Annotated in this window: 13 protein-coding genes; 3 read left to right on the top strand and 10 right to left on the bottom strand. The window is 65.0% G+C overall.

Translation table 11 applies throughout. From position 1 onward, the window contains the following. From KI613_RS02410 to KI613_RS02380, 7 genes are all read right to left on the bottom strand, one after another. Entirely contained in the window at positions 1–1314 is a 1314-nt protein-coding gene (locus KI613_RS02410; RefSeq protein WP_226403630.1) for a GGDEF domain-containing protein, read from the bottom strand. Positions 1315–1366: 52 nt separating this feature from the next. Then, complete coding sequence (locus KI613_RS02405; RefSeq protein WP_226403629.1) at positions 1367–2116, bottom strand: ABC transporter substrate-binding protein; 750 nt, start codon at positions 2114–2116, stop codon at positions 1367–1369. A 94-nt stretch (positions 2117–2210) separates the two neighbouring features. Beyond that, a complete protein-coding gene (locus tag KI613_RS02400) occupies positions 2211–5576 on the bottom strand; it encodes a UvrD-helicase domain-containing protein (RefSeq protein ID WP_226403628.1) in 3366 nt (1121 codons plus the stop codon). Next, a complete protein-coding gene (locus KI613_RS02395) occupies positions 5573–8239 on the bottom strand; it encodes a PD-(D/E)XK nuclease family protein (protein WP_226403627.1) in 2667 nt (888 codons plus the stop codon). The genes KI613_RS02400 and KI613_RS02395 overlap by 4 nt, the downstream gene beginning before the upstream one ends. 26 nt (positions 8240–8265) lie before the next feature. Continuing rightward, the gene (locus KI613_RS02390; protein WP_226403626.1) at positions 8266–9006 is read right to left on the bottom strand and encodes a ComEA family DNA-binding protein; all 741 of its coding nucleotides are present in this window, start codon (positions 9004–9006) and stop codon (positions 8266–8268) included. A 48-nt stretch (positions 9007–9054) separates the two neighbouring features. Further along, the gene (locus KI613_RS02385) at positions 9055–11247 is read right to left on the bottom strand and encodes a patatin-like phospholipase family protein (RefSeq protein ID WP_226403625.1); all 2193 of its coding nucleotides are present in this window, start codon (positions 11245–11247) and stop codon (positions 9055–9057) included. A 57-nt stretch (positions 11248–11304) separates the two neighbouring features. Next, a complete protein-coding gene (locus KI613_RS02380; protein ID WP_226403624.1) occupies positions 11305–11958 on the bottom strand; it encodes an OmpA family protein in 654 nt (217 codons plus the stop codon). 168 nt (positions 11959–12126) lie between these two features. Between KI613_RS02380 and KI613_RS02375 the strand changes: the two genes are divergently transcribed. Genes KI613_RS02375 through KI613_RS02365 form a run of 3 tightly spaced genes read left to right on the top strand, consistent with a single transcriptional unit; the run spans position 12127 to position 19519 of the window. Then, positions 12127–14184: a site-specific recombinase gene (locus KI613_RS02375; RefSeq protein ID WP_226403623.1), complete on the top strand. Its 2058-nt coding sequence runs from the start codon at positions 12127–12129 to the stop codon at positions 14182–14184. Positions 14185–14193: 9 nt separating this feature from the next. After that, the gene (locus KI613_RS02370; protein ID WP_226403622.1) at positions 14194–15873 is read left to right on the top strand and encodes an autotransporter assembly complex protein TamA; all 1680 of its coding nucleotides are present in this window, start codon (positions 14194–14196) and stop codon (positions 15871–15873) included. Positions 15874–15880: 7 nt separating this feature from the next. Beyond that, a complete protein-coding gene (locus tag KI613_RS02365; protein WP_226403621.1) occupies positions 15881–19519 on the top strand; it encodes a translocation/assembly module TamB domain-containing protein in 3639 nt (1212 codons plus the stop codon). Between the two features lie 17 nt (positions 19520–19536). Here the strand turns inward: KI613_RS02365 and KI613_RS02360 are convergent, their stop codons facing one another. The 3 genes from KI613_RS02360 to KI613_RS02350 all read right to left on the bottom strand — a co-directional run bounded on the left by KI613_RS02360 (position 19537) and on the right by KI613_RS02350 (position 25573). Continuing rightward, positions 19537–19803, bottom strand: a complete 267-nt coding sequence (locus KI613_RS02360; protein ID WP_226403620.1) for a hypothetical protein — start codon at positions 19801–19803, stop codon at positions 19537–19539. A 71-nt stretch (positions 19804–19874) separates the two neighbouring features. Further along, positions 19875–22400: an ATP-binding protein gene (locus tag KI613_RS02355; RefSeq protein WP_226403619.1), complete on the bottom strand. Its 2526-nt coding sequence runs from the start codon at positions 22398–22400 to the stop codon at positions 19875–19877. 110 nt (positions 22401–22510) lie between these two features. Further along, complete coding sequence (locus tag KI613_RS02350) at positions 22511–25573, bottom strand: efflux RND transporter permease subunit (protein ID WP_226403618.1); 3063 nt, start codon at positions 25571–25573, stop codon at positions 22511–22513. Positions 25574–25605 lie beyond the last annotated feature (32 nt).

Here is a 25605-nt window from a genome sequence, read left to right as displayed (position 1 = left end):
TCAAAACAGGCTGGCCGTGCGCGTATCCGGCTCGCTATCGACCGCCGGTTCCGGCGGTCCGGAGACCACGACCCGGTTGCGGCCGAGGCGCTTGGCTTCGTAAAGCGCCTCGTCGGCGCGCTTGAGGGCGATTTCGATGGGACATTCGCTGGCATCGGCCAGCCCGATACTGACCGTGGCCTTGACCGAGCGACCATCGGGCAGGGGGACTTCCATGGCGGCGCAACGAACGCGCAGGCGTTCAGCCAGCTTTTCGGTCTCGGCTGCCCCGATTTCCGGAAAAAGGAAGGCAAATTCCTCTCCGCCATAGCGACAAACGAGGTCGGACTGGCGCAGGGTATCCTCGACCAGATTGGCAAAGGCACACAGTACGGCATCGCCGGCGGCATGACCGTAGGTGTCGTTGAGCTTCTTGAACAGGTCGAGGTCGGCCATGGCCACCGTCACCGGCCGGCGATAACGCTGGGCACGCTGCAATTCGACTTCGGCCGACTGCATGAAGTGCCGGCGATTCATGATGCCGGTCAGGCCGTCCTTGTTGGCCAGCTTTTCCAGAGCCTGCCGGGTTTCTTCATTCTGAATGAGCAAGGCATGGTGTTCGCTGATGGATTCCTCGACGGCCTGGATTTCGAGCATGGTCGACGGCTTGAACGCGGGCGCCGGACGGTCGGCACTGAGCGTCGATAGCGCGTGGTTGATGCGCTGCAACGGGTAAATCAGGTGACGACGGACAAGAACCATGAAGACAAGCAGGAAGATGCCAACGAGTAGCAACGCAATCATCAGTTTGTAGCGCGCCAGCTTCATCGCGCTAGTGGCGACCGCCAGGTCGTTGTTGGCCAGGTTGATACCCTGAACCGACACGTCGTCGACCTGCATGCCGAGGCGGGCGGCGATGCGTTGCCATTCATCGTAGCGGGTCGCCGGTCGGCGGTCGGCGGTCGCCGCCTGACGCACGACGTCGCCGAGAAACTGTTCGGTTTCACGCGCCAGCTGGGCTGCACCGGGATGTTCGAGAATGCTCGGATGGCTGGCGATCAATGTCACAACGAACATTGATTGCTGGCGCGAGGTGTGCGAGCTGACGGCAAAGATCCGCTCGCCCTCCTGGCGGAGTTGCTCGAGATTGCGGGCCAGGCGCTGGAAGCGGATGATCTCCGGCACCGTTTGTTCCTGCAGGCGGCTGGTAGCGTCGACGACACGTTGCTGATCGAGCGACAGCTGGACGACAGCGATCCCGAAGGCGACGAGGAAAAGTGCCGCCAGCAGGGCAAAGGCCCGGCCGGCACGAATGGCCTTGAGCGCCGTGATCACGGCAAACCTCGTGCAACCTGACGGCAGATCGGAAGCGGGGTACTAGCTGGCATCAACTCACCCGAAAGGGCAGAAACCGGGAATTGATCCGATCATACGTCCCATTGCGCTTGATGCGATCAAGCGCGGCATTAATTTCTTTCCGCAACTCCGGGCGGAAGGGAGAAATGCCAAATGACGCGTCGCCGCTCAGTTCGGGAGCCTGAATCACCGTCGTCGCCAGCCCCAGTTGCCGGAAGGCCTCGGTTTTCTGCAGGTTGATGGCCGTGATCATGGGCACGAGTACAGCCTGAGCCCTGCCGGAAACCAGCGGCTCGCCCAGTTCGCCATGGGTGGTGACCGCCAGCATGTCCCAGCCCTGCTTGCGGCCATAGGCATCCTGGGCCGAACCACCGACGACGGCCACTTTGACTCCGGCCTGTCCGGGGGAAACCCCGGGTTGGGCGAGCCACAACGACATCGAGCGGTAATAGGGTTTGGCAAACAGTATCCTGGTGCGCCGCTCCGCTGTTTCGAGCAGGCCAACGGCGGCGATGTCGGCTTTGCCCTGACTCATGGTGGGGAGCAATGCACTTTGCGTGACGACATCAAAAGCGCAATTGACGCGCATTTCACTGCACACCGCCCGGGCGATCTCGACGCTGAAACCGGTCAAATGGCCAAACTCGTCGCGAAAGGACATCGGCGGGGCGTTTTCGAGAACCAGCACGCGCAGCGCCGGTTCGTCAGCCGCCAGCACGCCGCTTCCCGGATCAGCAGGTAGCGCGCAACACAACAGGAAGAGAAGCGCAGCGCGAGACATGTTTATCGCATAAATTCGGGCAGGCCGGGATTATAGTCGATATGGATATGACACAAGTGCCCGTCTTTACCCTGGCGACAGGAATCACAAAGCCCTAGAGTGCCGCGAGTTCAACCAGCCGTCCCTGCACCGGGAAGAAAATGGCCAGCCTGAGCAGCAGTCCGGTGTCGGCGAACAGGCCGGCATAGCGTTCGAGCTGCGGCCGGTAGCTTTCGGCGCGCTGCGCCAACTCGGCCTCGGGCAGGCGCGCCGTCTTGTAGTCGATGATCCAGCGGCAACCGTCGGCGACGAAAATACGGTCGATCACGTGGTTGACCGTCACCTCGCCGTCGCTGCTGCTCCACGCCTGCTCGGCGGCGGCTTCGGGATGGTCGGCGAGGACCCAGCAACCGCTGTCGGAGCTCAGCGTGGTGCGCAGTGCTGCGATAACCTCCAGCGCGCCGCTGGCGGCCTCTTCCTCGCCATGGCCCAGGTTGCGCAGCCAGCGCTGGCAGGCCGGGTGCAGCGTGGCGACTCTTGCGGCCGACCAGTTTTTCAGGCCGTTTTTCACCATCAGTTCGAGATAGCGATGGACCAGCGTACCGACTGACGCTTCGAGCGACAGGCCAATTTCAGTTTCATCGAGATCGAGGGGGTTGTCGGCCGGGCGCAGGCCTTCGGGTAGCGCGCCGAGGCTGGCCGGCAGCACCGTTTCACGCAGGCGAACGAGTGGCGGGATGAAGCTGGCCGGATCGATGCCAAGGCTGGCCGGCGGGGTAACTCCGACGCCGGCCAGCGCTGCCGCGAATACCGGCTGGGCGACACCCGGCCAGAGCAGGTTGAGCAGCGTGCCGGCAGCCGGTGGCTTGAGACCGTCGTCCTTTTTGTCATCGGCGACGGCCACGCCGAGCAGATGCAGCTTGCGGATGGCGCGAGTGGCGGCGACGTAAAGCAGGCGTTCGTCTTCGTGCGCGGCACGTTCGGCTTCGAGCTTCTTGAGGTAGTCGTAGGCGGTCGGCTCGCCGTTGCCGGCACCCTTTTGCTTCATCGGCGCGACGAGCAGGTGTTCGTCGCCATCGGCCCCGGCCACTTCGTCCCAGAGCAGCAGGCTGCTCTCGTTGCCGCCGGTGCCGCGGTCGAGGCCGGGCAGGATCACAGTGTCGAATTCGAGGCCCTTGGATTTGTGCACGGTCATCATCTGCACCGCGTCGCCGAGCGGGTCGGACGGCGCATAGAGCTCGGCGGCATGGGCGGCCAGCGTTTCGGCGCTGAGGTTGCGGCTGGCTACGAGTTTGTCGACGAGCTTGAAGAAGGCATCGACATCGTTGAGCGCTTCGGGCGCTTCGAGACAGCGCGGCCCGCCGAGCATGAGCCAGGCACCTTCGAGCCAGCGCCGCGGATGCTGGCGGGCGCGGCCGGCGAAGGTCAGTTGCAGGACTTCGCGCACGTGCAACAGGCGTTGCCGGCCGTCTTCGGACAAGCGGGCGAGGCGTGCTTCGTCCTGCATGAGTTGCCAGATCGTCGACTTCCGGTCATCGGCGGCCAGCGCGTGGAGGTCGGCCAGCTTGAGGCCGCACCACGGGGCGCGCAAGAGCGCCAGCCAGGGCACGCGGTCGGCCCGATGATGCAGGGCGCGGAACAGGGTGAGCAGGTCTTGCACATGCTGGCGACCATCCAGACCTTCGATGTCGACGGCCTGAAAGCGCAGCTCCGGCGCACTGCGGCGGATTTCGCCGACGAGCGCGTCGAGGTGGCTGCGGGCGCGAACGAGGACGGCGATGCGCTCTTCCGGAGCTTCGCGACGGGACTGGCGGATGATAGCGAGGATGCGGCAGGCTTCTTCGCCAACGGCATCCGTACCGTCGCGCTCGATGACCGGATGGACCTCGACGCCGCTATCGGCCCGCGCCGGCCGGGTCGCCGCCGATTCGGCGTAGCGCACAGCGCCGGCCTCGGGGCTGTCGGCGGCCGGGAAGATGCTCGGGAAGGCGGTATTGACCCAATCGACTATGCCCGGATACGAGCGGTTGTTGCGGAACAGGCGCAGATGGCCGAGGCTGATGTCGCCGATGCCGCGCTCGCGGACGCGCAGGAAGAGCCCGACGTCAGCCTTGCGAAAGCGGTAGATCGACTGCATCGGATCGCCGACGACGAACAGCGTCCGGCCGTCGCCCGGCATCCAACCGCGTGTCAGCTTTTCGATCAGTTCGACCTGGGTCGGGCTGGTGTCCTGGAATTCGTCGACGAGCAGGTGGCGGATACGGTAGTCGAGGGCCTGGGCCAGATCGGTCGGCGCCTCGTCGTCGCCGAGCGCCATCCCGGCGCGGGCGGCGATTTCGATGAAGTCGACCTCGCCGGCTTCCTGAAAGGCCAGCCACAGCTGCCCGGCGGCCAGCCGGAGCAGGCGCGAAAAGCATTCGACGGTGGCCCATTCGCCGTCGCTCAGTTCCGGCCGCGGCAGCTTGACGAGCATGGCCAGCGCCGCTTCGAGCCCGGCGATGCCGCGCAGCTCGGCGAGCAGTTCGAGCATGGCTTTTTTCTGGTCGGCAAACTCCTTGTCGGCCGGGAAACCGATGCGTTTATCGACCGTCTTGCGCAGCGTCCCCGTACCGGTCATGAGCAGGGCCGCCACCGCCTGCCAGCGCGGCAAATCGGCGATTCCCACGGTCAACCGGAAATTCCAGTCAAAAATGAAATCGAGAATGCCCGGCACATTGGCCGCGGCGAAGCGCGCCAGCGGCATGAGCAGGCTTTGCAGGCGGGCGTCGAGCAAGTCGCCAACGACCGCCAGATCGCGCTCGATGAGCGCCGCAAAACCGGCCTCGACCTCGGCCTTCATCGCCCCGCTTTCGATGCGCGAGGCGTGCTGCAGCCATTGGTCGCGCCGGCCGAGCATGGCGATCAGCAGTTTTTCGAGGCGCCCGGCGTTGTTGTCCATGAAAGCCAGCGCCTCGGCCACGATATCGGCATCGGCGCCGCCGGCCTCGACCATTTCCAACGTCCGCCGCGCCGCCGTCGCGTAGTGCGCCTCGGCGTCCTCGGCGACGCCGGGCTGGGCACCGAAGCGGCTCAGGTAGGGCATCTGGCGGGCCAGGCTGGCGCACAGGGCGTCGAGCGTCGTGATGCGTAGCCGGCCGGGGTGGCCGAGCAACTGCCAGCCTTGCGCCGCATCGTGGGCGAGGACCTTTTGCGCCAGGTCGAAAGTCTGTTGCTTGTGCGCCTCGGCCGGCAGATTTCCGCTCGCCGCGCGCTCCAGGCTGCCGAGAATGCGGTCGCGCATCTCGGTCGCTGCCTTGTTGGTGAAGGTCAGCGCCAGCACTTCTTCCGGATGCTCGACGACAGCCAGCAGGCGCAGGTAGCGCTGCGTCAGCAACTCCGTCTTGCCAGCGCCAGCCGGGGCTTCGACGATGAACGAGGCAACCTCGAGCGCCCGCAGCCGGGCGATTTTGTCTTCTTCGAGGCGGTCGACCGTCGGGTTCATGCCAGCCGCTCCGCGAGCAGGCGGCGCCGCTCAGGCAAGCGCAGCAAGGGCAGGACTTCACAGTATTGCAGGGCCTTTTCGTCGGCGAAGACGACGCCGGCCTGGCCCTGTTTGACCTCTTTGGCCACGGCATGCAGGCGTTCGCGCCAGTGGGTGATGACGGCGACCCAGTCCGGGAATTCGGCCGGATCGAAGATTTTCTGCTTGTCGTCGCCGATGCCCTGAACGCCGGGCAGGATGTCCTTTTCGTCGGCGACGCCGGCGAAGGCCGGCTTGTCGAGCAGGACCTTGGCGAAGACGACGGCGGCGACGTCTTCATTGACCAGCGCGGCGTAGATCGGCAGTTGCGGCTCGGTGATACGCTGTTCGGCCCAGTTTTTGGTATCGATGCTGGCGCCGGTCTTGTAGTCGATGATGACCTGCCGGCCATCGGCCAGCTGGTCGATGCGGTCGACGATCATCTTGACCTTGATGCCTTCGATCTCGACTTCAGCCGGCGCTTCGCAGGCGATGACATCAAAGCTCAGGCCGCGCTTGGCCTCGACCTGCAGCCAAACTTCAATCAACTTGGCCAGCCGCGCCGCTTCGAGTTCGCGAAAACGGGCTGGCAGCGTGATGCGGCGGTCGAGTTCGAAGGTTTGCAGGGCCTTGGCCACGGCTTCGGCGATGGCTTGCTGGCGGCTCATTTCGCCCAGGGCGGCCAGCGCCTCGGATGAGCGAATCGCCGTCCAGAAAGCCTCCAGCGCCTCGTGCACCAGCGTGCCGCGCGCCGCCGGATCGAGCCCTTCGACCGGCTCATCCATCGCCTCGCCGCCGAGGCGGTACTGGAAGTAGGCCCAGGCTGGACAAATCGCCTGGGCGCGCAAAACCCAGCTGCCGCCGGAGACTTTCTCGCCCTCGCCGACCGGTGGCGCCATGGCGTCAACTATCAATTCAAGCGCCGAGGCCGACTCGCCAGCCATTTGCCGGGCCAGCGTCACGACTTGGCCCGAGGCGTTGGCGGCCAGCGGAATGCCGGCAATCAGCGGACTCGGCCGCAGGACACGATTGCCGTCGGCTTGCGCGAAGGAAAACGTCACTTCCGGCGCCGACCGGGCGAGCCGGGCATGGACGCGCTGGGCGAAATCGAGCTCGACTTCGGCGCTGGCGTGCGCCGCCCCGGCAGCGCGCAGCAGCTCGGCCGGCAAGAGCGGATTGGGGCGCGGCGGCGGCGGCCACAGGTCGTCGTTCATGCCCATAACCCACAGGGCGTCGAAATCGAGGCCGGCGCTTTCGAGCACGCCGAGCACCTGGATCGCCGGCCGGCCGCGCGTTTCGGGCTGGAACAGGCGCTGGCGACAAAGTTGCGCCAGGCGACGGACGGCCTCGGCAAAGGCCAGCGGCCCGAGCAGGCCGTCGAGCCGGCCGAAACCGTCGAGCACTTCGCCAAAGGCCCGGCGGGCCTGAAATTCGTGGCTGGATAGCGGCCGGTCACCGGGCCAGCCGGCGGCTTTCAGGCAGTCCCGGAAAATTCCCGACCATTGCCCCGGCGGCAGCTTGCGGCTGGCCGTACTGGCCTTGGTGACAAAGGCATCGAGTGCGGCCATCGTTTGCGGGCAGAGCGGCGGCTCCTTCTCGGCCAAACGCCCGGCCAGCCGCAACACGGCCGGCAACGTCGTAAAATAGGGCAGATCGCGGCGCAGGGCGGCATCAAGCCGGGCCCGGCCATCGGCCTCGCCCTCGGCTGCCGACCAACCGCCAGCCAGCAGCAAGGCCGACAAGCGACTTTGCTCGATCTTGGCCCGGCCGCTACCGAGCGCCAGCAAATCGAGGGCAACGCGGATCAGCGGCAGATCGGCCAGCGCCCGGCCGAGCGAGAAATTGAAAGCGCGCGGCACTTCGGCTGCATCGGGACGGATCAGCCCCGGATGCAGGGCGTCGTCGAGCAGGAATTCGAGCCGGTCACGCACGCCGGCCAGATCGGGCGCCACGATGCCGAGCCGGCCGGCCGGATTGGCGGTCCGCTGCGCCTGCACCCAGGCGACCACGGCGGTGCATTCGGCATCGCCATTGGCGCAGGCGACGACTTTTTGATTGCTACGGTCAACCGGAAATTTTGGCTGATTTTGAACACTGACGCCGCGCCCCGTCAGGGCCGCCATGAGGTCGCGTTCGAGCGGCGTGTAGCGGTCAAAACCGACGAAGGCGACGCTTTCCGGCAGCGCGAAATGGCCGGCGGCGATTAGTTCGATGACTTGCCGTTGCAGCCCGGCCGGGTCGATCCAGCCGTTGCTCCGGCAACGCTTGGCGAATTCCGCCTGCCAGCCGATGAACAGTTTCGCCTCATCGGACAACTCGCTGCCGTCCGCCTTGATTTTCCAGACCCGGGCCAGCGCCTGCGCTTCGGCAGCGGAAGCCGCCATGCCCTGAATGTCGAAAAGCGGCGCCGCTTCGGTCAGCGCGGCGGCAATGACCTTTTCCCACAGCAGGCGTTCGGAGAATGCGTCGAGCCCCACGGGCAGGTCGGCAATGCCGCTGAGCAGCGCTTCGTCGGCCAGCGTGGCAAACCACTGGCCGAGCGTCAGCGCCTGCCGGGTGCGCCAGACCGCCTGCTCCGCCGGCAACTCGCCACGCAGCGTTTGGGCGAGACGGGTCGTCGCGCAGAGGTAGAGGCTATCGCTCAATTGTTCCCTGGGATTTCGGCTGCTTATCAGTACGCCGCAGCAGGCTGCGCCGGGCTGGCGGGTTTTGCCGGCGCACCGTGCACCGCCGAACCAGCCGGTTTGGCGACAGGTGACGCCGGCTTGGCGGGGGCCGCCGACGGAGCGGCTGGTTTGGCTTCGGAAGCGGCTGGTTTGGCCGGAACCGAGGCCGGACCGGCCGGCTTGCCAGGCACGGCGGGTCGAGCCGGAGCAAGCGCGGCGGGTGGTTTCTCATCTGCCGACGTGGATGCGGCAACTGGCTTACTCTCGTTGGCGGACTTGCCGGGCATCGCCGGTCTGGCCGGAGAGGCCGGGCCGGCCGGTTTCGCTGTACCTATGGGGGCCGGCGCGGCAGATTGCGCGGCTTTTTCGACAGGCTTGGCGAGTGGTTTGGGCGGCGGAAGCGCCTTCGGTTTTGCCGGCGCCGCGGCGGCGCTGTCGGGAGCAGCGCTTTCGTTCCCGCCAGTGCGCTCAGCCCCGGGAATTTTGGTCGGGCCGGTGTAGGTAATCCGGCCCTTCAATCCTTCAACAACGGTGCCCCGGATCTCCGGAATCTTGCGCAAATCGTCAATCGACTTGAACGGCCCGTTCTCACGGCGATAATCGATGATCAATTGCGCCCGTACCGGCCCGATGCCATTCAGGGTCTGCAACTCTTCGGCAGTGGCGGTATTGACGTTGATCCGGGCCAGGGCCTGACCGGCGCACAGCAGCCCCGCCAGGGCGAACATCAGAAAACGTGATTTCATGTTTTTCTCCTGGAAGATTAGTCGTTCAGTATGCCATTCGCCGTGTAATCAAGGCGTCCCGACAAACAGGAAGAGGTTCGAGACGCCGCTCGTCGAATAGCCGAAGCCGACGTAAGCTGGCCCGAACGGTGTCTGACCGCCAAGGTACAAGGCCGCCGAGTCGAGCACGCCGACCCGCGTCGATTCGGAGTAAGGAGAGCCGACCTTGGCCATTTCCAGCGCCAGCCCGATGCGCATGTCGCCGCGCAGGCCGAGCGGCAGGCGGCCGATGATCTGTTCGCCGCGCACGCCGACGTAGCGAATGTCGTCGCCGATGATCTGGCTCGGCGCGAAAGCCGTCAGGTTCAGGAAGCCGCCCAATGTGCCGGCGTCGAAAACCGGCAAGTTGCCGCGCGGCGAGCCGGTATAGCGCAGGCGGGCATTGAAGACCGTGCCGCCGAAGGCGTAGGCGCCGCGCAGGTCGGCATCGGCGCGCGCGTAGTTGCTGCCAGGCGACTCGAACCACGAAAGCTGCGCTGCCCAGCCGCGTGTCGGGAAGTACACGCGGTCGAACTGGTCGAAGTCGAGGCTGGCCTTCCAGCCGGTCATTTTCTTGTCGCCTCTGGGCAGGGAGGGATCGCCGATATCGAGCTCGAAATAGCGATGGCGCTGCACCCAGCCCACACGAACCGGCCCGAGCAAGCCAATGTTGGCACCAAGATAAGCGCCAACGCCGGTTTCGCTGTCGCGGTACTGGGCGATGCGCTTGTCGTCTTCGTAGACATTGAGGCGGGTTTGGCCGGCCCCGGCCGTGCCTTCGAAGAAGAGGCGCTGGCGGGCGTCGAGCGGCTGGTAGTAATTGATGCCGAGGCGGTTGTTCGAGCCGATTTCGCCGTGGTAGATCAGCTCGCCACCAAGGTGGTTGAGCCAGGTCTGGTGATAGGCGGCGCGCAGGCCGAAAGTCGAGCCCTGGCTGTTGTCGGCCTGCAGATTGATGGCGAAGCGGGCGTAATCCGGCCCCCAGCGCTTTTCGATCGGCATGACGCGCAGAATGTTGCGGTCGCGCTGGGCCAGCACGGTGTAATCGACGCTTTCGTAGTAACCGTCGCCATACATGCGCAACAGGTCGCGGTTGATCACCGACGGCCGGATGGTTTCGCCCGGCTGGACGCTCAGATAGCGCTCGATAACGCCCTGATTGGCCCGTTCCAGCCCGACAATCTCGATTGCGTCGATGCGTGGCGAGCTGCGCCGGCTGACTTCGATGGCCTGCCACCACGCGGCGTAGGCCGATTCGCTGGCACTCAGGCGAGCCAGTTTCTCAATCGCCCCTTCGGCCGCCAAGCGCCCGCTCTCGGCCGACTCGGCATGTTTCGTAAAATCGGCCGCGGTGATGCCTTTGAGCTCGGGCTGGAGGTAAATGTCGCCCGGCTTGAGCATGGCCAGCGAACGGCTGACGTTCTGTTCGGTCAGGATGCCGACCATCTGCGCCGACACCGTCAGCAGCGAGCCGACCTCGTCAGCCTTGAGCAGCGGCGAGCCAACGTTAACAGCGATCACCACATCGGCCTGGCAGCGCTCGCGGACTTCCGAAATCGGCAGGTTATCGACCAGTCCGCCATCGACCAGCTTGCGGCCGTGATGATCGACCGGCGCGAGCAGACCAGGCACCGACATGCTGGCACGCATCGCCGTGGTCAGCGCGCCATCGCGGAACACCACGCGCTCGCCCGTGCCGATATCGGTGGCGATGATCGACAGCGGCAGCGGCAGCTCCTCGATGTTGCGTTCGCCCTGATTGGCGCGCACCAACTGGTTGAAGAACAGTTTGATCTTCTGCCCGGCCACGACGCCGCCCTGGTAGGCCACGCCGGTCGCCGAAACGCCGCTCTCCGAACCGGGCAGATAGCTCCGCGAGACCAGTTTGTTGCGGTAGCTCATCTCGGCGTATTCCGGGTTGTCGACGAAAATGTCGTTCCAGTCCGCCGCGGCCAGCGCCTCACGCATCTTTTCCGGCGACATGCCGGCCGCCCAGGCGCCGGCGATCAGCGCCCCCATGCTCGTGCCGGCCACACAATCGATCGGTACGCGCAGCTTCTGCAAAACCTCCAGCACGCCGATATGCGCCGCCCCGCGTGCCCCGCCACCGCCCAGCACGAGGCCGATGCGCGGCCGGGCCGCGTCGGCGGCGAATGCTACGGTCGACTGGAAAAAAAGGCTAAAAATGAAAACGGCAGCGAGGCGGCGGAGCAGCAAAATCAATCCTTCATCCGAAAAAAAACCCTGCCGAAGCAGGGCTTTCCTTGAAGCGTCGGCGAATTACTTGGTGCCGATGACTTCGATATCAACGCGACGATCCGGCTGCAGGCAGTCGATCAGGGCCTTGGTCTTGGCGTTACCCTTGCACTTGTCGCCGGTAACCGGCTGCTTCTCGCCCTTGCCTTCGGTGTAAACACGGTTGGCTTCGATGCCCTTGGCGACCAGGTATTCCTTGACGGCGGCAGCGCGCTTCTCGGACAGCTTCTGGTTGTAGGCGTCACCACCGATGCGGTCGGTGTGGCCAACGGCCAGGATCACTTCAAGCTTGATGGCCTTGGCCTTGGAAACCAGCTCGTCGAGCTTGGCCTTGCCGGCCGGACGCAAGACAGCCTTGTTGAAGTCGAACAGGGCGTCGGCAGCGACGGTGATCTTCTCGCCGGACGGCTTGACGCCGGTCGCAGCGGCCGGAGCCGGAGCAGCAGCAACCTTCGGCTCGCAGGCTTCCTTCGGCAGGAGGTCCTTGTCGCACTCGCAACCGGCCTTGTCGGCGGCAGCAGCGGCCGGGGTCCAGTAGCCGGTACGCCAGCACAGGCCGAAACCGGACTTGGCGACGACGTCACGGCCGTCGATCAGGTAAACGCGTTCTTGAGCAACAGCAGAGAAACCGATGCCGGCCAGCAGGGCCAGAACCAGAGATTTTTTGATGATATTCATATTGGCAGTCCCGGTGTAGTAATTAGGATGAAGGGGTATTTTGAAGCTGCCTAATTCTATTACGAATCGTCACATTTCAACCACTTGTTGCACATGGCGGGGCGGCTTTATCTCCGCTACCATGGGTCCGTCCGATACCAAGACGGCCACTCCGGACCCCCAATAAATATGACAAAGATCCAAGCCTTTTTTCTCTGGCTGTTTGGCCAGGCATCGCCGGTTGGCGACCCGCTGGCCGATGCCCTGAACCGCTTTCGCAACCCTGAAGCCGATACGCTGGAACTGATGCGCCGGCTGGTTGCCGCCCTGCGCCCGCAAAACCGGCGCGACGGCGGATCACCAGAACGTTACCAGTTCATGCTCGACCGGCTCGAATCCGATCCGGCCTTGCTCGCTGCCTTTCGCAGCCACGTCGTGCATTTCGTCGCCACCCGCCGGCTCGTCACCTTCTTCACCGAAAGCGGCGTGCTGCCGGGCACCGGCTTTTTCTCGGAATGGTGGCGCATCCTCGGCAGTCGCCTGCTACCGGAAGTCCCCGACGAGCGCCGGCTGAAAGACTGCCTGCACGTCATCTACGACCAGACCAACGACTGGCGCTGGCTCGAGGCCATCCCGTCCGACGCCTCGCAACGCTTCTGGTCGCTGCTCGCCCCGGCCGAGGAACTGCGCAATATCGACTGGCACCGCATCCAGGAACAAATGCTCGACGCCGTGCTGTTGCTCGCCCACCGGGTCAGCGGTCTCGGCATCGAAAACGAACTGAGGCGCGCCTCGCCCAATCTCGACGATGACACGCCGAGCTTCGTCGCCCTCTCGGCCGAGGCGCTCGATTTCGTCAATGCCTTCCGCGCCACACTCAGCGATCCCGAACAGGTCGCCGACGATGGCAGCCAGCTACTGGTCATCGCCGACCAGTGCCAGAACACCCTGCAACGCATCCGCAAGCGGGCGCTCACTGTCGGCACGAGCCTTCATCTTTCATACCTGTTGACGCGTGCCGAGCAAAGCCTGGAACGCCTGCGCGACCTCGCCGCCATCCTCACCGCCAGCCAGCTATCAACCACCCGCGGCGAGGCCATCCAGTCCTGGGGCGAATTCGCCCACGCCGCTTTTCTCGCCGAAAACCGCCGCAACAGCCTGCGTTTTTACGTTGCCCAACTCTCCCGCCTGCTCGCCGTGCGCGTCACCGAAAACGCGGCGCGCTCGGGCGAGCATTACATCTGCGACACGCCTGCCGACTACGGCAAAATGTGGCGCTCGGCGGCCGGCGCCGGCGTCATCATCGGCCTCATGGCGCTGCTCAAGATCAAGGCCGCCGCGCTGCAAACACCGCTGTTCGGCGAAGCTTTCCTGTTCAGCATGATTTACGGTCTCGGCTTCGTCATCATCTTCCTGCTCGGCATGACAGTCGCCACCAAGCAGCCGGCGATGACGGCGCAGACGCTGGCCGGCCTGCTCGGCGACATCAAGCCAACGCGCAGCGCCGATCTTGAGCGACTGGTCGATGTCGCCGCCGCCGTCAGCCGCAGCCAGCTGGCCGCCATTGCCGGCAACGTCATGGTTGCCCTGCCCGTCGCCATCGCCGTCGGCTTCGGCCTGAGCTACTGGGCTGGCGAGCCGGCCATCACGGTTGACAAAGGCGTCCACCTGATCGCCGACCTCGACCCACTGTCCTGGGCGCTGCCGCACGCTGCCATCGCCGGTTTCTACCTGTTCCTCTCCGGCCTGATCACAGGCTATTTCGACAACCGCGCCGCCTACGCCGACATCGGCCCGCGCATCGCCCGCCTGCGCTGGCTGCAAGCGCTGGCCGGCAGCGAGCGCGCCGGGCGCTTCGGCAACTACATCCAGGAACGCCTGGGCGGTATCATGGGCAACTTCCTGTTCGGCTGCATGCTCGGCTCGACCGGCGTCATCGGCACCATCCTCGGCCTGCCGCTCGACATCCGCCACATCGCCTTCGCCTCGGCCAATCTCGGCTATGCGCTGGTCGGTTTCCAGTTCGCCTTGCCGCTCAAGGCCATTGCCTGGGCCGCTTTCGGCATCGCCGCCATCGGCTTCACCAACCTCGCCGTCAGCTTCGCGCTCGCCCTGCGCACCGCCATGCGCGCCCGCGGCATCGTTTTCGAACATTGGGGGCCCTTGCTGAACGTCCTGGGGAGCCGCCTGCTCAGGCAGCCGCGCAGTTTCCTGCTGCCGCCGCGCCAAGCCGCTGCCAACGCGTAAAATGCCGGCGTGATTACCCGCCGCCTGCCACTCCTTTTTTTGCTCGCCATCGCCACCCCGCTGATGGCCGGCGAGCTGACTGTGCACGCGCCGAATGACATCAACAAACTGCTGGCGCCGTGGTTGCCGGAAGAAGCCGGCAACCCGAGCCGTTTGCAGGGCCAGCTCAGCGAAATCCTCGCCACCGAGGGCTATTTTTCGCCGGAATTCAATTTCAGCGAAAACGATGACGGCCTGACGCTCAACCTCGATCCCGGACCACGGACGACCATCGCCAGCGTCAATGTCACGGTCGACGGGAAAATTGAGCCGAAAATGAAATCGGACCTCATCGCCGGCTGGGGTCTGCCGGTCGGCCAGCCATTCCGGCAGGCCGACTGGAACGACGCCAAGCAGCAAATCCTCGCCGACCTGCTGGCCGTCGAACATGCCGACGCCAAGCTGGTCGACAGCGAAGCCAGCATCGACGCCGAAACGCACCGCGCCGACCTGAGCGCCCATTACGACGCCGGCCCGCGCTACCGTTTCGGCAACATTCGCGTCGAGGGCATGGAAAACTACCCGCCCGACCTCATCGCGCGCTACAACCGCGCCGTGCAGGCCGGCCAGCCCTACCGCGAAGACCGGCTCAACGCGCTGCAGGGCATGCTGCAATCGACCCCCTATTTTTCCTCGGTGCAGACCACGCTCGACCGCGAGGCGGCCGTGGTGAACGAAGATGGCACGGCAACGGTTCCCGTCCTCGTCCGCGTCCGCGAACGTTCGCCGCACCGCGTTTCCTTCGGCGCCGGCGCCAGTTCCAACACCGGCGCCCGCGTCGAGGTGAATTACCACACGCCCAACCTGCTCGGCCGGGGCTGGGCGCTAGACAGCGGGCTGCGCTTCGAGCAGAAAAGACAGACCGCCTACGGCGACGTCTTCCTGCCGCCCGACGAGCGCAACCGCCGGCACAGCTTCGGCATCATGGCCGAAGCCGCCGACATCCAGGGCCTGAAAACCGAGCGCTACGCCTTTGGCGCGCAGACCGTGCAGCAACGCGGCATCGTCGAACAGCGCCTGTCACTCAACTGGCAGGAGGAAAAGCGCGAAGCCAGCGGCGCCAGCCCGCAAACCGCCCGGGCGCTGGTCCCCAATGGCGTGTGGACCTGGCGCCACATCGACAACCTGCTCGACCCGCGTGACGGCTCGGTCGTCCAGGTGCAGATCGGTGGCGGCGCCAAGGCCGCACTCTCCGACCAGAACTTCGTCCGCCTGCACACCCGCGTTCAGCATTACATCCCGCTCGGCCGCGTCGACACGCTCAATTTGCGCGGCGAAATCGGCTACACCTTCGCCGACTCGCGCCAGCACATCCCGCAGGACTACCTGTTCCGCACCGGCGGCGCCGGCTCGGTGCGCGGCTACGCCTACCAGAGCCTCGGCGTCAGGGAAGGCAGCGCGATAGTCGGCGGCCGCTACCTGGCCATCGCCAGCGCCGAAGTCACGCACTGGCTCAACGACAGCTGGGGTATCGCTGCCTTCGTCGACGCTGGCGATGCGGTCGATAGCCTGCAGGATATCCGCCTCGCCGTCGGCGCCGGCCTAGGCGCCCGCTGGCGCAGTCCGGCCGGGCCGATCGGCGTCGATCTGGCCTACGGCGAACGCAACCAGGAAGTGCACCTGCACTTCTCGCTGGCCATTCCGTTTTAAGAGTGACATGAAACGCCGCCTCGCCCTCCTCGTCACTGCAGCCGCTCTCGGCACCGCCGGCTGGCTGACGACCAGCGAAAGCGGCCTGCAAACCGCCATCGGCCTGGCCCAAAGCGCCACCGCCGGCCAGTTGCAGATCGAACAAGCCAGCGGCCGCCTGCTCGGCAACATGGACATCGGCCAACTGCGCTGGCAAGGCGCCAGGCAGCAAATCGAAGCGACGCAGATTCACCTCGACTGGATGCCATCAGCGCTCCTGCAAGGCAGCCTAGACATCGCCGAACTGAGCATCGCCGCCCTCCACGTCGTCACCACCCCGAGCGACACGCCGACACCAGCGCCGACCGATCTGCAACTGCCTTTCGCGGTCAACGCGAAAAAACTCGCAATTTTGAAATTGAGCGTCGGCGACGGCTTCACCGCCACCGACCTCGCCGCCAGCTTGACCAGCGATGGCCGCCAGCACCAGCTTGCAGACGTCCATGCCCTGACCGGCGGCATCGCCATCACCGGCCGCGCCAGCCTCGACGGCCTTGCCCCCATGCCGCTCGCCGCCAGCGCCGAGATTTCCGGCCAGCTCGACGAGCGCCCGCTCGCTCTGGCGCTGACCGCCAACGGCCCGCTCGAACGCATCGCACTGACCGCCGTCGCCACCCAAGGCGTCGCCGGCACGGCCGAAGTCGCGCTCACGCCCTTCGCCGACGCCGCTTTCGCCAGTGCCCGCCTCCTGCTTGAAGACATCGACCCGGCCACCTGGCAGCCCGGCGCCCCGCAGGCCCGGCTCAGCATCACGGCCGACGTCGCGCCGCAAGGCGACGGCATCGTCGGCAGCTTCGGCCTGACCAACCACCAGCCCGGCCCCCTCGACCGCCAGCGCCTGCCGCTCGCCACGCTGGCCGGCACCGTCGACTGGCAGGGAGCCACCGCCAAATTCGCCACCCTGCACGCCACCCTGCCCGGCAGCAGCGAGCTCAACGGCAGCGGCGAATGGCGCGACGGCGCCCTGAAACTGGCGCTGACCGCCAGCCGGCTCGACGCCGCGCAACTCGTCTCAACGCTACGGTCAACCCGATTAAATGGCCAAATTTCAAGTTTGCTCGGCGCCGAGCGCCAGCAACTGAAACTCGATCTAAAGGACGCCACTTTCGCCCTGCTCGCCGAGGCCAGCCACGCCGACCAGCGCATCGACCTGCCGCAACTGCAACTCTCGGCCGGTGACGCCCGCCTGAGCGCCAAAGGCGAACTCGACCTCAAGATGCCGCGCGCCTTCACGGCCGAAGGCGAACTGCAACGCTTCGACCCAAGCCGCTTCGCCAAAGTGCCGGCGGCGCAGATCAACGCCAATTTCAAGGCCGGCGGCCGACTCGATCCGCGCGCCGTGGTCGACGCCAGCTTCACGCTCAAGGACAGCCGGGTCGGCGGGCAGCCACTGAACGGCCAGGGCAAGCTCGCCATCGCCTGGCCGCGCATCCCGGGCATCGATATCCAGCTTGTCTCCGGCACCAATCACCTGTCGGCCAAGGGCGCTTTCGGCCAGCCCGGGGACACCGTGGTCGTCGATCTCGATGCCCAGCAACTCGCCCCCTACGGCCTCGACGGCGGCATCACCGGCCGCCTCGACCTGACCGGCTCGGTTCAACAACCGAAATTCGCCGGCCAGTTGAACGCCGCCAAAATCGGCAAGCCCGGCGTCGCCCGCCTCACCGGCCTGAGCCTGAAAGCCGACGCCGGCCGGGAAGCCGGCTCGCCGCTCAGCCTCGACCTCGCCATCGCCGCCCTCGAAACGCCGGACCGCCCCGGCTTGCTGCGCAACATACAAGTGCACGGCACAGGCACCAATCAGACGCACAGCCTCACCGCCAGCGCCGAAGTAGCCGGCAAGAATCTGCTGAACCTCGCCGTCGACGGCGGTTTGAGCGCCGATTTCAGCCTGTGGCAAGGCCGGCTGCTCGAAGCGCGCCTGAACAGCGCCGACAAATCGCGCAATTTCCACCTCGCCGCGCCGGCCCCGATCAAACTGGCCGGCGCCGGCTGGAGCATCGGCCCGGCTCAATTGATCGGCGATCCGCTCGACTGGCAGGCCACGCTGCAAGCGGGAGCCGACGCCAGACAACTGCACGCCACGCTTAGCGCCAGAGGTAGCCGTATCGGCCAGGTCGATGGCGAACTCAACGCCGCCATGCTCGGCCCCTGGTCGCTCAACCAGACGGCACGCTGGCAAGGCCGGCTCAAAACAGACATCGCCGACCTCGGCTGGCTGGCCGAACTGATCGGCGACGGCTGGCAGAGCGAAGGACGCCTCAACGGCGAATTGCAACTGGCCGGTACGCCCGCCGCACCGCTGAGCAGCGGCCACTTCCGCGGCGAAAAACTGGCCCTGCGCCTGCCCGAACAAGGCCTCAATCTGGCCCGCGGCGAACTTGATGTCGATCTGCGCGACAACCTGCTACACATCAATCGCCTCGGCTTCGACAGCCTGCTCCAGCCGATGCCGCGGGCGATCCGGCTCGATGCGCGCGACGACCTGAGCGGGCTGACGGCCAAGCCGGGGCGACTTGAAATTTCGGGCGAAATTCGGGTTGACCGTGGAAGTGCCGGCGAAAACGCTTTTCTCGACATCAAACTCGACCGCCTGGGTGCTTTCCAGCTCCCCGACCAATGGGTTGCGGTTTCCGGCAACGGCCGGCTCAGCCTCAAAGATGGCACATTGGGCGCCGTCGGCAAACTGGCTGTTGATGCCGGCTACTGGCAACTCGCCCCCAGCGGCACGCCAAGACTCTCCGACGACGTGGTGGTAAAACGCCCGGGCACGGAGAAGCCCGCAGCCAGCCTGCGCCCGAAACTCGAACTCGACGTCAGCACCGACCTCGGCCGCAACTTCCTCTTCAACGGCGCCGGGCTGTCGAGCCGGCTGGCCGGCAGCATCCGCATTACCGCCCACGGCCGCGACCTGCCGCGGGCCAGCGGCACGATCCGGGCGCGCAGCGGCCGCTTCGAAGCCTATGGCCAGAAACTGGAAATCGAACGCGGCATCCTGAGTTTCAACGGCCTGCTCGACAACCCCGGCCTCGATGTGCGCGCCGTGCGCAAGGGGCTATCGGTCGAACCCGGCGTTCAGATCAGCGGCTCGGCGCAACGGCCGGTCATCAAACTGATTTCCGACCCGGAATTGCCTGACGCCGAAAAACTCGCCTGGCTGGTCCTCGGCCACGGTCCGGAACAGATGGGCGCCGGCGACGCGACGCTGCTCTTTTCGGCAGCCGGCGGCCTGCTCGGCAACGATTCCGGGAACGTTGTCCAGCAGTTGAAAAAGACCTTTGGATTCGACGAATTCGGCCTTCGTCAGGGCAATATCGGCGACACCGGCGGGCGTCAACCGACTAGCCGCGTGGCCGGCGGCAACAGCATCGACACGGCCGGGACGACCGGCCAGCAGATTCTCAGTGTCGGCAAGCGCCTGACGTCAAACGCGCTTGTTTCCTACGAGCAGACGCTCGGTCGAGCTGAAGGGATCGTCAAGCTGACCGTCAACCTGACCCGACAGATCGCTGTCATTGGCCGCGCCGGCAGCGACAACGCGCTGGACATCTTCTACACGCTGACTTTCGGGCGTGCAGAAAAAAAGGCCGTCGTCGAGAAGGACTGAAGCGAGGTAACGCGCGATCATGCCGCCGCCGCGCGATTTTTAACGGTTGGGGTGGTGGAGTCATGCGCCAGACGCCGGATTTCAGACCGCAAGGCGACCTGCTGCCCCGCCGTGATCATGCGCTGGCCGTTGTGCCACTCATATTGAACTGCGCTGTCGTCGACGCCGAGCTCGTAGAGAGCCTGTGCCATCTCGCGCCAGTCGTGCCGTTCGATATGCCGCCCATCGCTCAGGGACGCGACAAATTCACTCTTGAAATACGCTACGTTTGCTGTAATTGCCATGGCTGAAACCTCCATGGCACTAAGTTAGCCCCATCCCTTTTTTGGCTCAGTGACATATTTCACGCTCGGCATCAACGAGCCCGAAGACGCCCCGTCCACTTGCCGATCATGCCCAGCAACTCGGCATGATTGATCGGCTTGGCCAGGAAATCGTCCATGCCGGCCGCCAAGCAGCGCTGCTGATCTTCGGCGAACGCCGCCGCACTGAGCGCCACGACGGGCAGACGCGGCAGCGCCTTGTCATTTTCCCAGTCGCGGATCAGGCGGGTTGCCTCCAGACCGTCCATGACCGGCATTTGCACATCCATCAGTATCAGATCCGGGCGCCGGCCGCTGGAAATGGCGGTCAATGCCTCCAGGCCATTCTCGGCTACCTCGACGGCGAAGCCCTGTTTGTGGAGCATGGCGCTGACCACTTTCCGGTTTATCTGATTGTCCTCGACTACCAAAACCCGACCGAGCAGGCTGGGCGATGCCGGTTCGAACAGCGCCTCCTGGGTCTTGCCGCGGAGAGCCTGGCGGCGCTCCTCGCCCGCCCCGACGATCCCGGCGCGAATCCGGAACCAGAAGCGGGCGCCCTGCCCGGACTGGCTCTCGACACCGACGTCGCCCCCCATCATTTCGGCCAGACGGCGAACGATGGACAGGCCGAGGCCGGTGCCGCCAAATTCGCGGGTAGTCGAGCTGTCCGCCTGCGAGAAAGGCCTGAAAAGCTGCGACTGCTGACCGGATGAAATGCCGATTCCGCTGTCGCGAACGGAAAACTCAAGGATCGCCCCGCGCTCGTCACGGCTGACCTCGGTCGCTTCGATATCGACGAAGCCTTGCGCCGTGAATTTGACGGCGTTACTGACCAGATTGGACAGCATCTGGCGCAGCCGGATCGAGTCGGCGCGGTAGCGCGCCCCCGCTTCGCCCCGCCAGTTCGCCCTAACCTCAAGCTCCTTGTCGTGGACCGGGCCGGAAAAAAGCATGACAGTTTCGTCAACCAGCTGTTTCGGGTCGAAGACCGCATCGGACAGGGCCAGCTTGCCGGCCTCGATCTTCGACAAGTCGAGGACATCGTTAAGCAGGGTGAGCAGGGTCTGTCCGGAATTGAGGATGATGCGCGCGTAGTCATTGCGCTCGTCAATCGACACCCCGGGCATCAGCAACAGTTGCGCCATACCCAGGATGCCGTTCATCGGCGTGCGGATTTCATGCGACATCATGGCCAGGAAGCTGCTCTTGGCCTGATTGGCCGCCTCTGCCGCCTCCTTTGCAGCATAGAGTTCGGTCACGTCAACGCGAAAACCGACGGTAAAACCTTCCGGCGTCCGGCGCTCGAGCACCCGCAACCAGCGACCGTCATCAACCTGATGGATAAACTCGGTATTGCCGCTGCGATGTGCTGCCAGGCGCTCGGCAATCCATTCGTCGACGCGGCCGATGGCCTCCTTGTACTGCCCCCGTTCTGCACCCGTGCGGACGATCTCCTCGAACGTTTTTCCGCGGACCAGCAGATCGGACGAGCTCAGGTAATACTGCCGATAGCGTTCGTTGAAATAAGCCAGACGGTCGTCCTGATCGTAAATGACGAAAGCCTCGCCGATGGTATCGACCGCCGAAGTCAGCATGGCCTGGCTATCGTGCAGGCGCTTCCCCATTTCGGCGCGTAAAGCCAGCGAACGAAACAGGAACAGCATGAAGGCCGCAAAAACGATGCTGACCCCGGCAGCCGAACTGAGCACGACCCGGCGGTGACTGAAGAAAGGCATCAGCACCTGGTCAACGGCATGGCCAATGACAAAGCTCAGGCCATAGGCCGGCAAGCGGTAAAAGCCGTAGATCCGCTCGACGCCATCGACCTGCGCCTGTCGCCTGAAACTGCCGGAGAGGGGTGCCTGGGGCGTGAGATAGGGTGCGCCGACAATCTTCTTGCCCATGGCGCCGGCGAAATCCGGTTCGCGCGCAATGATTTCGCCACTATCGGCCACCACCGTGCTGGTTGCCCCCTGGGCAATTTTCTCACTGTAGGCAGCAACAGCCCCGGGGCTGACCGAAGCGACCAGCACCCCGCGCAAGCGTCCGTCGATCAGGATCGGCCGGGTAAACTGGATCGACCATTTGCCGGATACCTTGCCCTTGACCGGCTGGCTGATGAACAGCCGGTCGCCACCGTCCAGATGGGCGCGAAAATGCGCCCGCTCGCCGAGATAGACGCGATCCCTGCTCACCGCCAGATTGGAATAAGCCAGCCACCCATCGGCATCGATGACTGCCACCTGAAAGGCGATGTCTTCCATGTACTGCTGGCGACGTTTGATCTGACCGGCGAATTGATCCGGATGTCCGTCCCACTGCGTACGCAAGTCAAGCAGCATGGCATCGAGGCGCTTGATGGCTGACGTCGCGCTCTCGGCGAAGGCCTGGGCCTGGAAACGGGTTGAATTCTCGACTTCCCGCAGATAACTCGCCCGGCTGCGTTCAAGCTCGTACCAGGTCATGGCCCAGACGAGGGCCAGGCCAAACACAAGCATCAGCCAGAGAAGCGGCCGGGGTGACGATGCGATATATTTTTTGTACTGAATTTCAAGCACCTGTGCTGACCATTTCATCGAGTCAGCGGCCGCAAGGGTTCGGCTTCCCCCGATGAACAAGGGGCATGATGGTCACCCCGCCTATGACCAAAGTCAATAGCCGGAGTGACAAGTTCCGCAGGCTGGGCTCAGTGCGGCTTCCAGCCCAATCGCGCCCGAACCAGACCGATCAGGTCGTCGACATAGGTAAACACGACAGGGATGACGAGCAGGCTCAGGAAAGTCGAGGTAATCAGGCCGCCAATGACGACGATGGCCATCGGTGCCCGGAAGCTCGGGTCGGTGCCGATGCCCAGCGCAATCGGCATCATGCCGGCGCCCATGGCGACAGTGGTCATGACGATCGGCCGGGCCCGCTTGCGGCAGGCGTCGAGCAGGGCATCCCAGCGGTTCAGGCCATGCTCGCGACGGGCCAGAACGACGTAGTCGATGAGCAGGATGGAGTTCTTGGTGGCGATGCCCATGAGCATGATGAGGCCGATCATCGATGGCATCGAGAGCGCCGTGTGGGTGACGAACAGCGCCAGGAAAGCCCCCGGCACGGAAAGCACGAGCGCTGCCAGGATGGTTACCGGCTGGACAAAGTCCTTGAAGAGCAGGACGAGCACGATGTAGATGCAGAGCACGCCGGTCGCCATGGCCAGCGCGAAGCTGGCGAACAGTTCGCCCATCGCCTCGGCGTCGCCGACCGTGGTCTGGATGATGCCGGGCGGCAGCTTGGTCAGGCTGGGCAGCTTGAGCGCCGCGGCTTCGACTTCGCCGAGCGGCTGGCCGTTGAGCTCGATTTCGAAATTGATGTTGCGCAGGCGGTCATAGCGGTCGATCTCGGCCGGGCCGCCGGCAATGCTCACCGTGGCGACGTTGGCGAGCAGGACCGGGCCATGTTTACCGGGCACGGTCAGGCGTTCGAGCAAGGCGAGGTCGGTGCGCGCTTCTGGCGGCAGTTTGACGACGATGGGCACCTGGCGCTGGGCAAGATTGAGCTTGGCCAGGCCCTGGTCGTAGTCGCCGGCCGTCGCAATGCGCAGGGTGTCGGCGATCGCAGCCGAGGTCACGCCGAGGTCGGCCATGCGGGCGAAATCGGGGCGAATGACCAGTTCCGGGCGAACCAGGCTGGCTGTCGTGGTGATGCCGCCGATGCCGGGAATGGTCCGCAGATCGCGCTCGACGAGACGGGCGTGCTCGGAGAGAAGCGGCCCGTTTTCGCTGGCCAGGACGAGGACGTATTTGGCGTTACCGGAGGCCAGACCGACCTTGATCTGGGCGCCGGGGATGACGCTGAGCGCCTCGCGCAACTGGTCTTCGATGACCTGCTTGCTGATGCCCGAACGCTCGCTGCGCGGCGTCAGGTTGATGGTCAGCGTCGATTTCCGTACCTCGGCAGCACCCGAGGCGGCGAATGGATCGCTGCCGGCCTTGCCGCCGCCGACGGCGGTATAGACCAGCTTGACGTGCTCGTTGGCCTCGGCAATGTGGCGGGCCTGCTCGGCAATGGCGACCGATTCCTTGAGCGTCGCTCCGGGTGGCAGGGAAAGGTAGATCTGGGTTTGCGACACGTCGTCCGCTGGCACAAAGCCGGTAGGCAACAGGGGGACGAGCATGAAGGAGCCGACGAAGAAGAAGGCGGCGCCTAGCATGGTCAGGATGCGGTGCTTGAGGCACCAGGTGGCCCAGCCTTCGTAATATTTCAACCAGCGCGGCGTCGGCTCGTCGTGCGTCACCGGACGCAGGATGTAGGCGGCCATCATCGGTGTCAGCATGCGGGCGACGACGAGCGAGAAAAAGACTGCGACGGCTGCGGTCCACCCGAATTGAACAAAGAATTTGCCGGCGACGCCGCCCATGAAGGCCGTCGGCAGGAAGACGGCAATCAGCGTGAAGGTGGTGGCGATGACCGCCAGACCGATTTCGTCGGCCGCTTCCATGGCCGCCTGGTAAGGCGTTTTGCCCATGCGCAGGTGGCGCATGATGTTCTCGATCTCGACAATGGCATCATCGACCAGAATCCCGACGACCAGCGACATCGAGAGCAGGGTCACGACATTGAGGGTGAATCCCATGAGGTACATCGCGGCGAAAGTCGGGATGGCCGAGAGCGGCAGCGCAGCGGCCGAAACGAAGGTGGCCCGGCCATCGCGCAGGAAAAGCCAGACGACCAGCACGGCGAGCAGCGCGCCTTCGATGAGCAGCTTCATCGAGCCTTCGTAGTTTTCGATGACCGGATCGACGAAGTTGAAGGCTTCGGTGATTTCGATATCGGGATGATCGGCTTTCAGTTTGTCGAGGACGACCTTGACGCTGTCGGCCACCTCGACCTCACCAGCGCCCTTGCTCCGCGTGATCTCGAAGCCGACGACCGGCTTGCCGTTGAGCAGGGCTTCGGTGCGCTGCTCGCCGACGGTATCGCTGATCGTCGCCAGCTGATCGAGGCGGATACGCCGCCCGTCGGAGAGCACAATGTCCATGCCGCCCAGTTCATCGGCACTCTTGACGGTGGCGATGGTGCGCACCGACTGCTCGATGCCGCCGACGTCGGCCCGGCCGCCCGAGGCATCCTGCTGGATCTGCTTGAGCTGGCGCGAGATGTCGGCCGCAGTGACGCTGAGGGCGAGCATTCTGGCCGGGTCGAGCTCAATGCGGATTTCGCGCGTCACACCGCCGACCCGCGACACGGCACCAACACCACGCGCCGAGAGGATGGCCTTGCTGACCGTGTTATCGACAAACCACGACAGCGCCTCGCCGTCCATCCGACTCGACGCCACGGTGTAGGTCAGGATCGGGGCGCCGGACAGGTTCATCTTGCTGATCACCGGGTCGCGCAGATCGCCCGGCAGGTCGGCACGGATGCGCGAGACGGCATCGCGGACGTCGTCGACCGCTTCCTGGGTCGGCTTTTCCAGGCGGAATTCGACGGTCACTGTCGCCGTGCCATCCTGCACCTTGGTGTAGATGTGCTTGATGCCCTGCAGCGTCGCCACCGAATTCTCGATCTTGCGCGCCACTTCGGTTTCCATCTGGGCTGGCGCCGCGCCGGGCAGGCTGGCCGTGACCACCACCGTCGGCAATTCGATGTCCATGAACTGCTGGATCTTCATCGCCTTGAAGCCCATGACACCGGCCAGCGTGAGGAGCAGGAAGAGCAGGATGGCCGGCGTCGGATTGCGGATCGACCACGACGAAACATTCATCGCGTCACACCCTCAGCGGCCACCAAGCGAAA

This window comes from Ferribacterium limneticum, from assembly GCF_020510585.1.
GTDB lineage: Bacteria > Pseudomonadota > Gammaproteobacteria > Burkholderiales > Rhodocyclaceae > Azonexus.
Note: the sequence above shows the minus strand (reverse complement) of the source record. Positions and strands in the feature narration are given on the sequence as shown.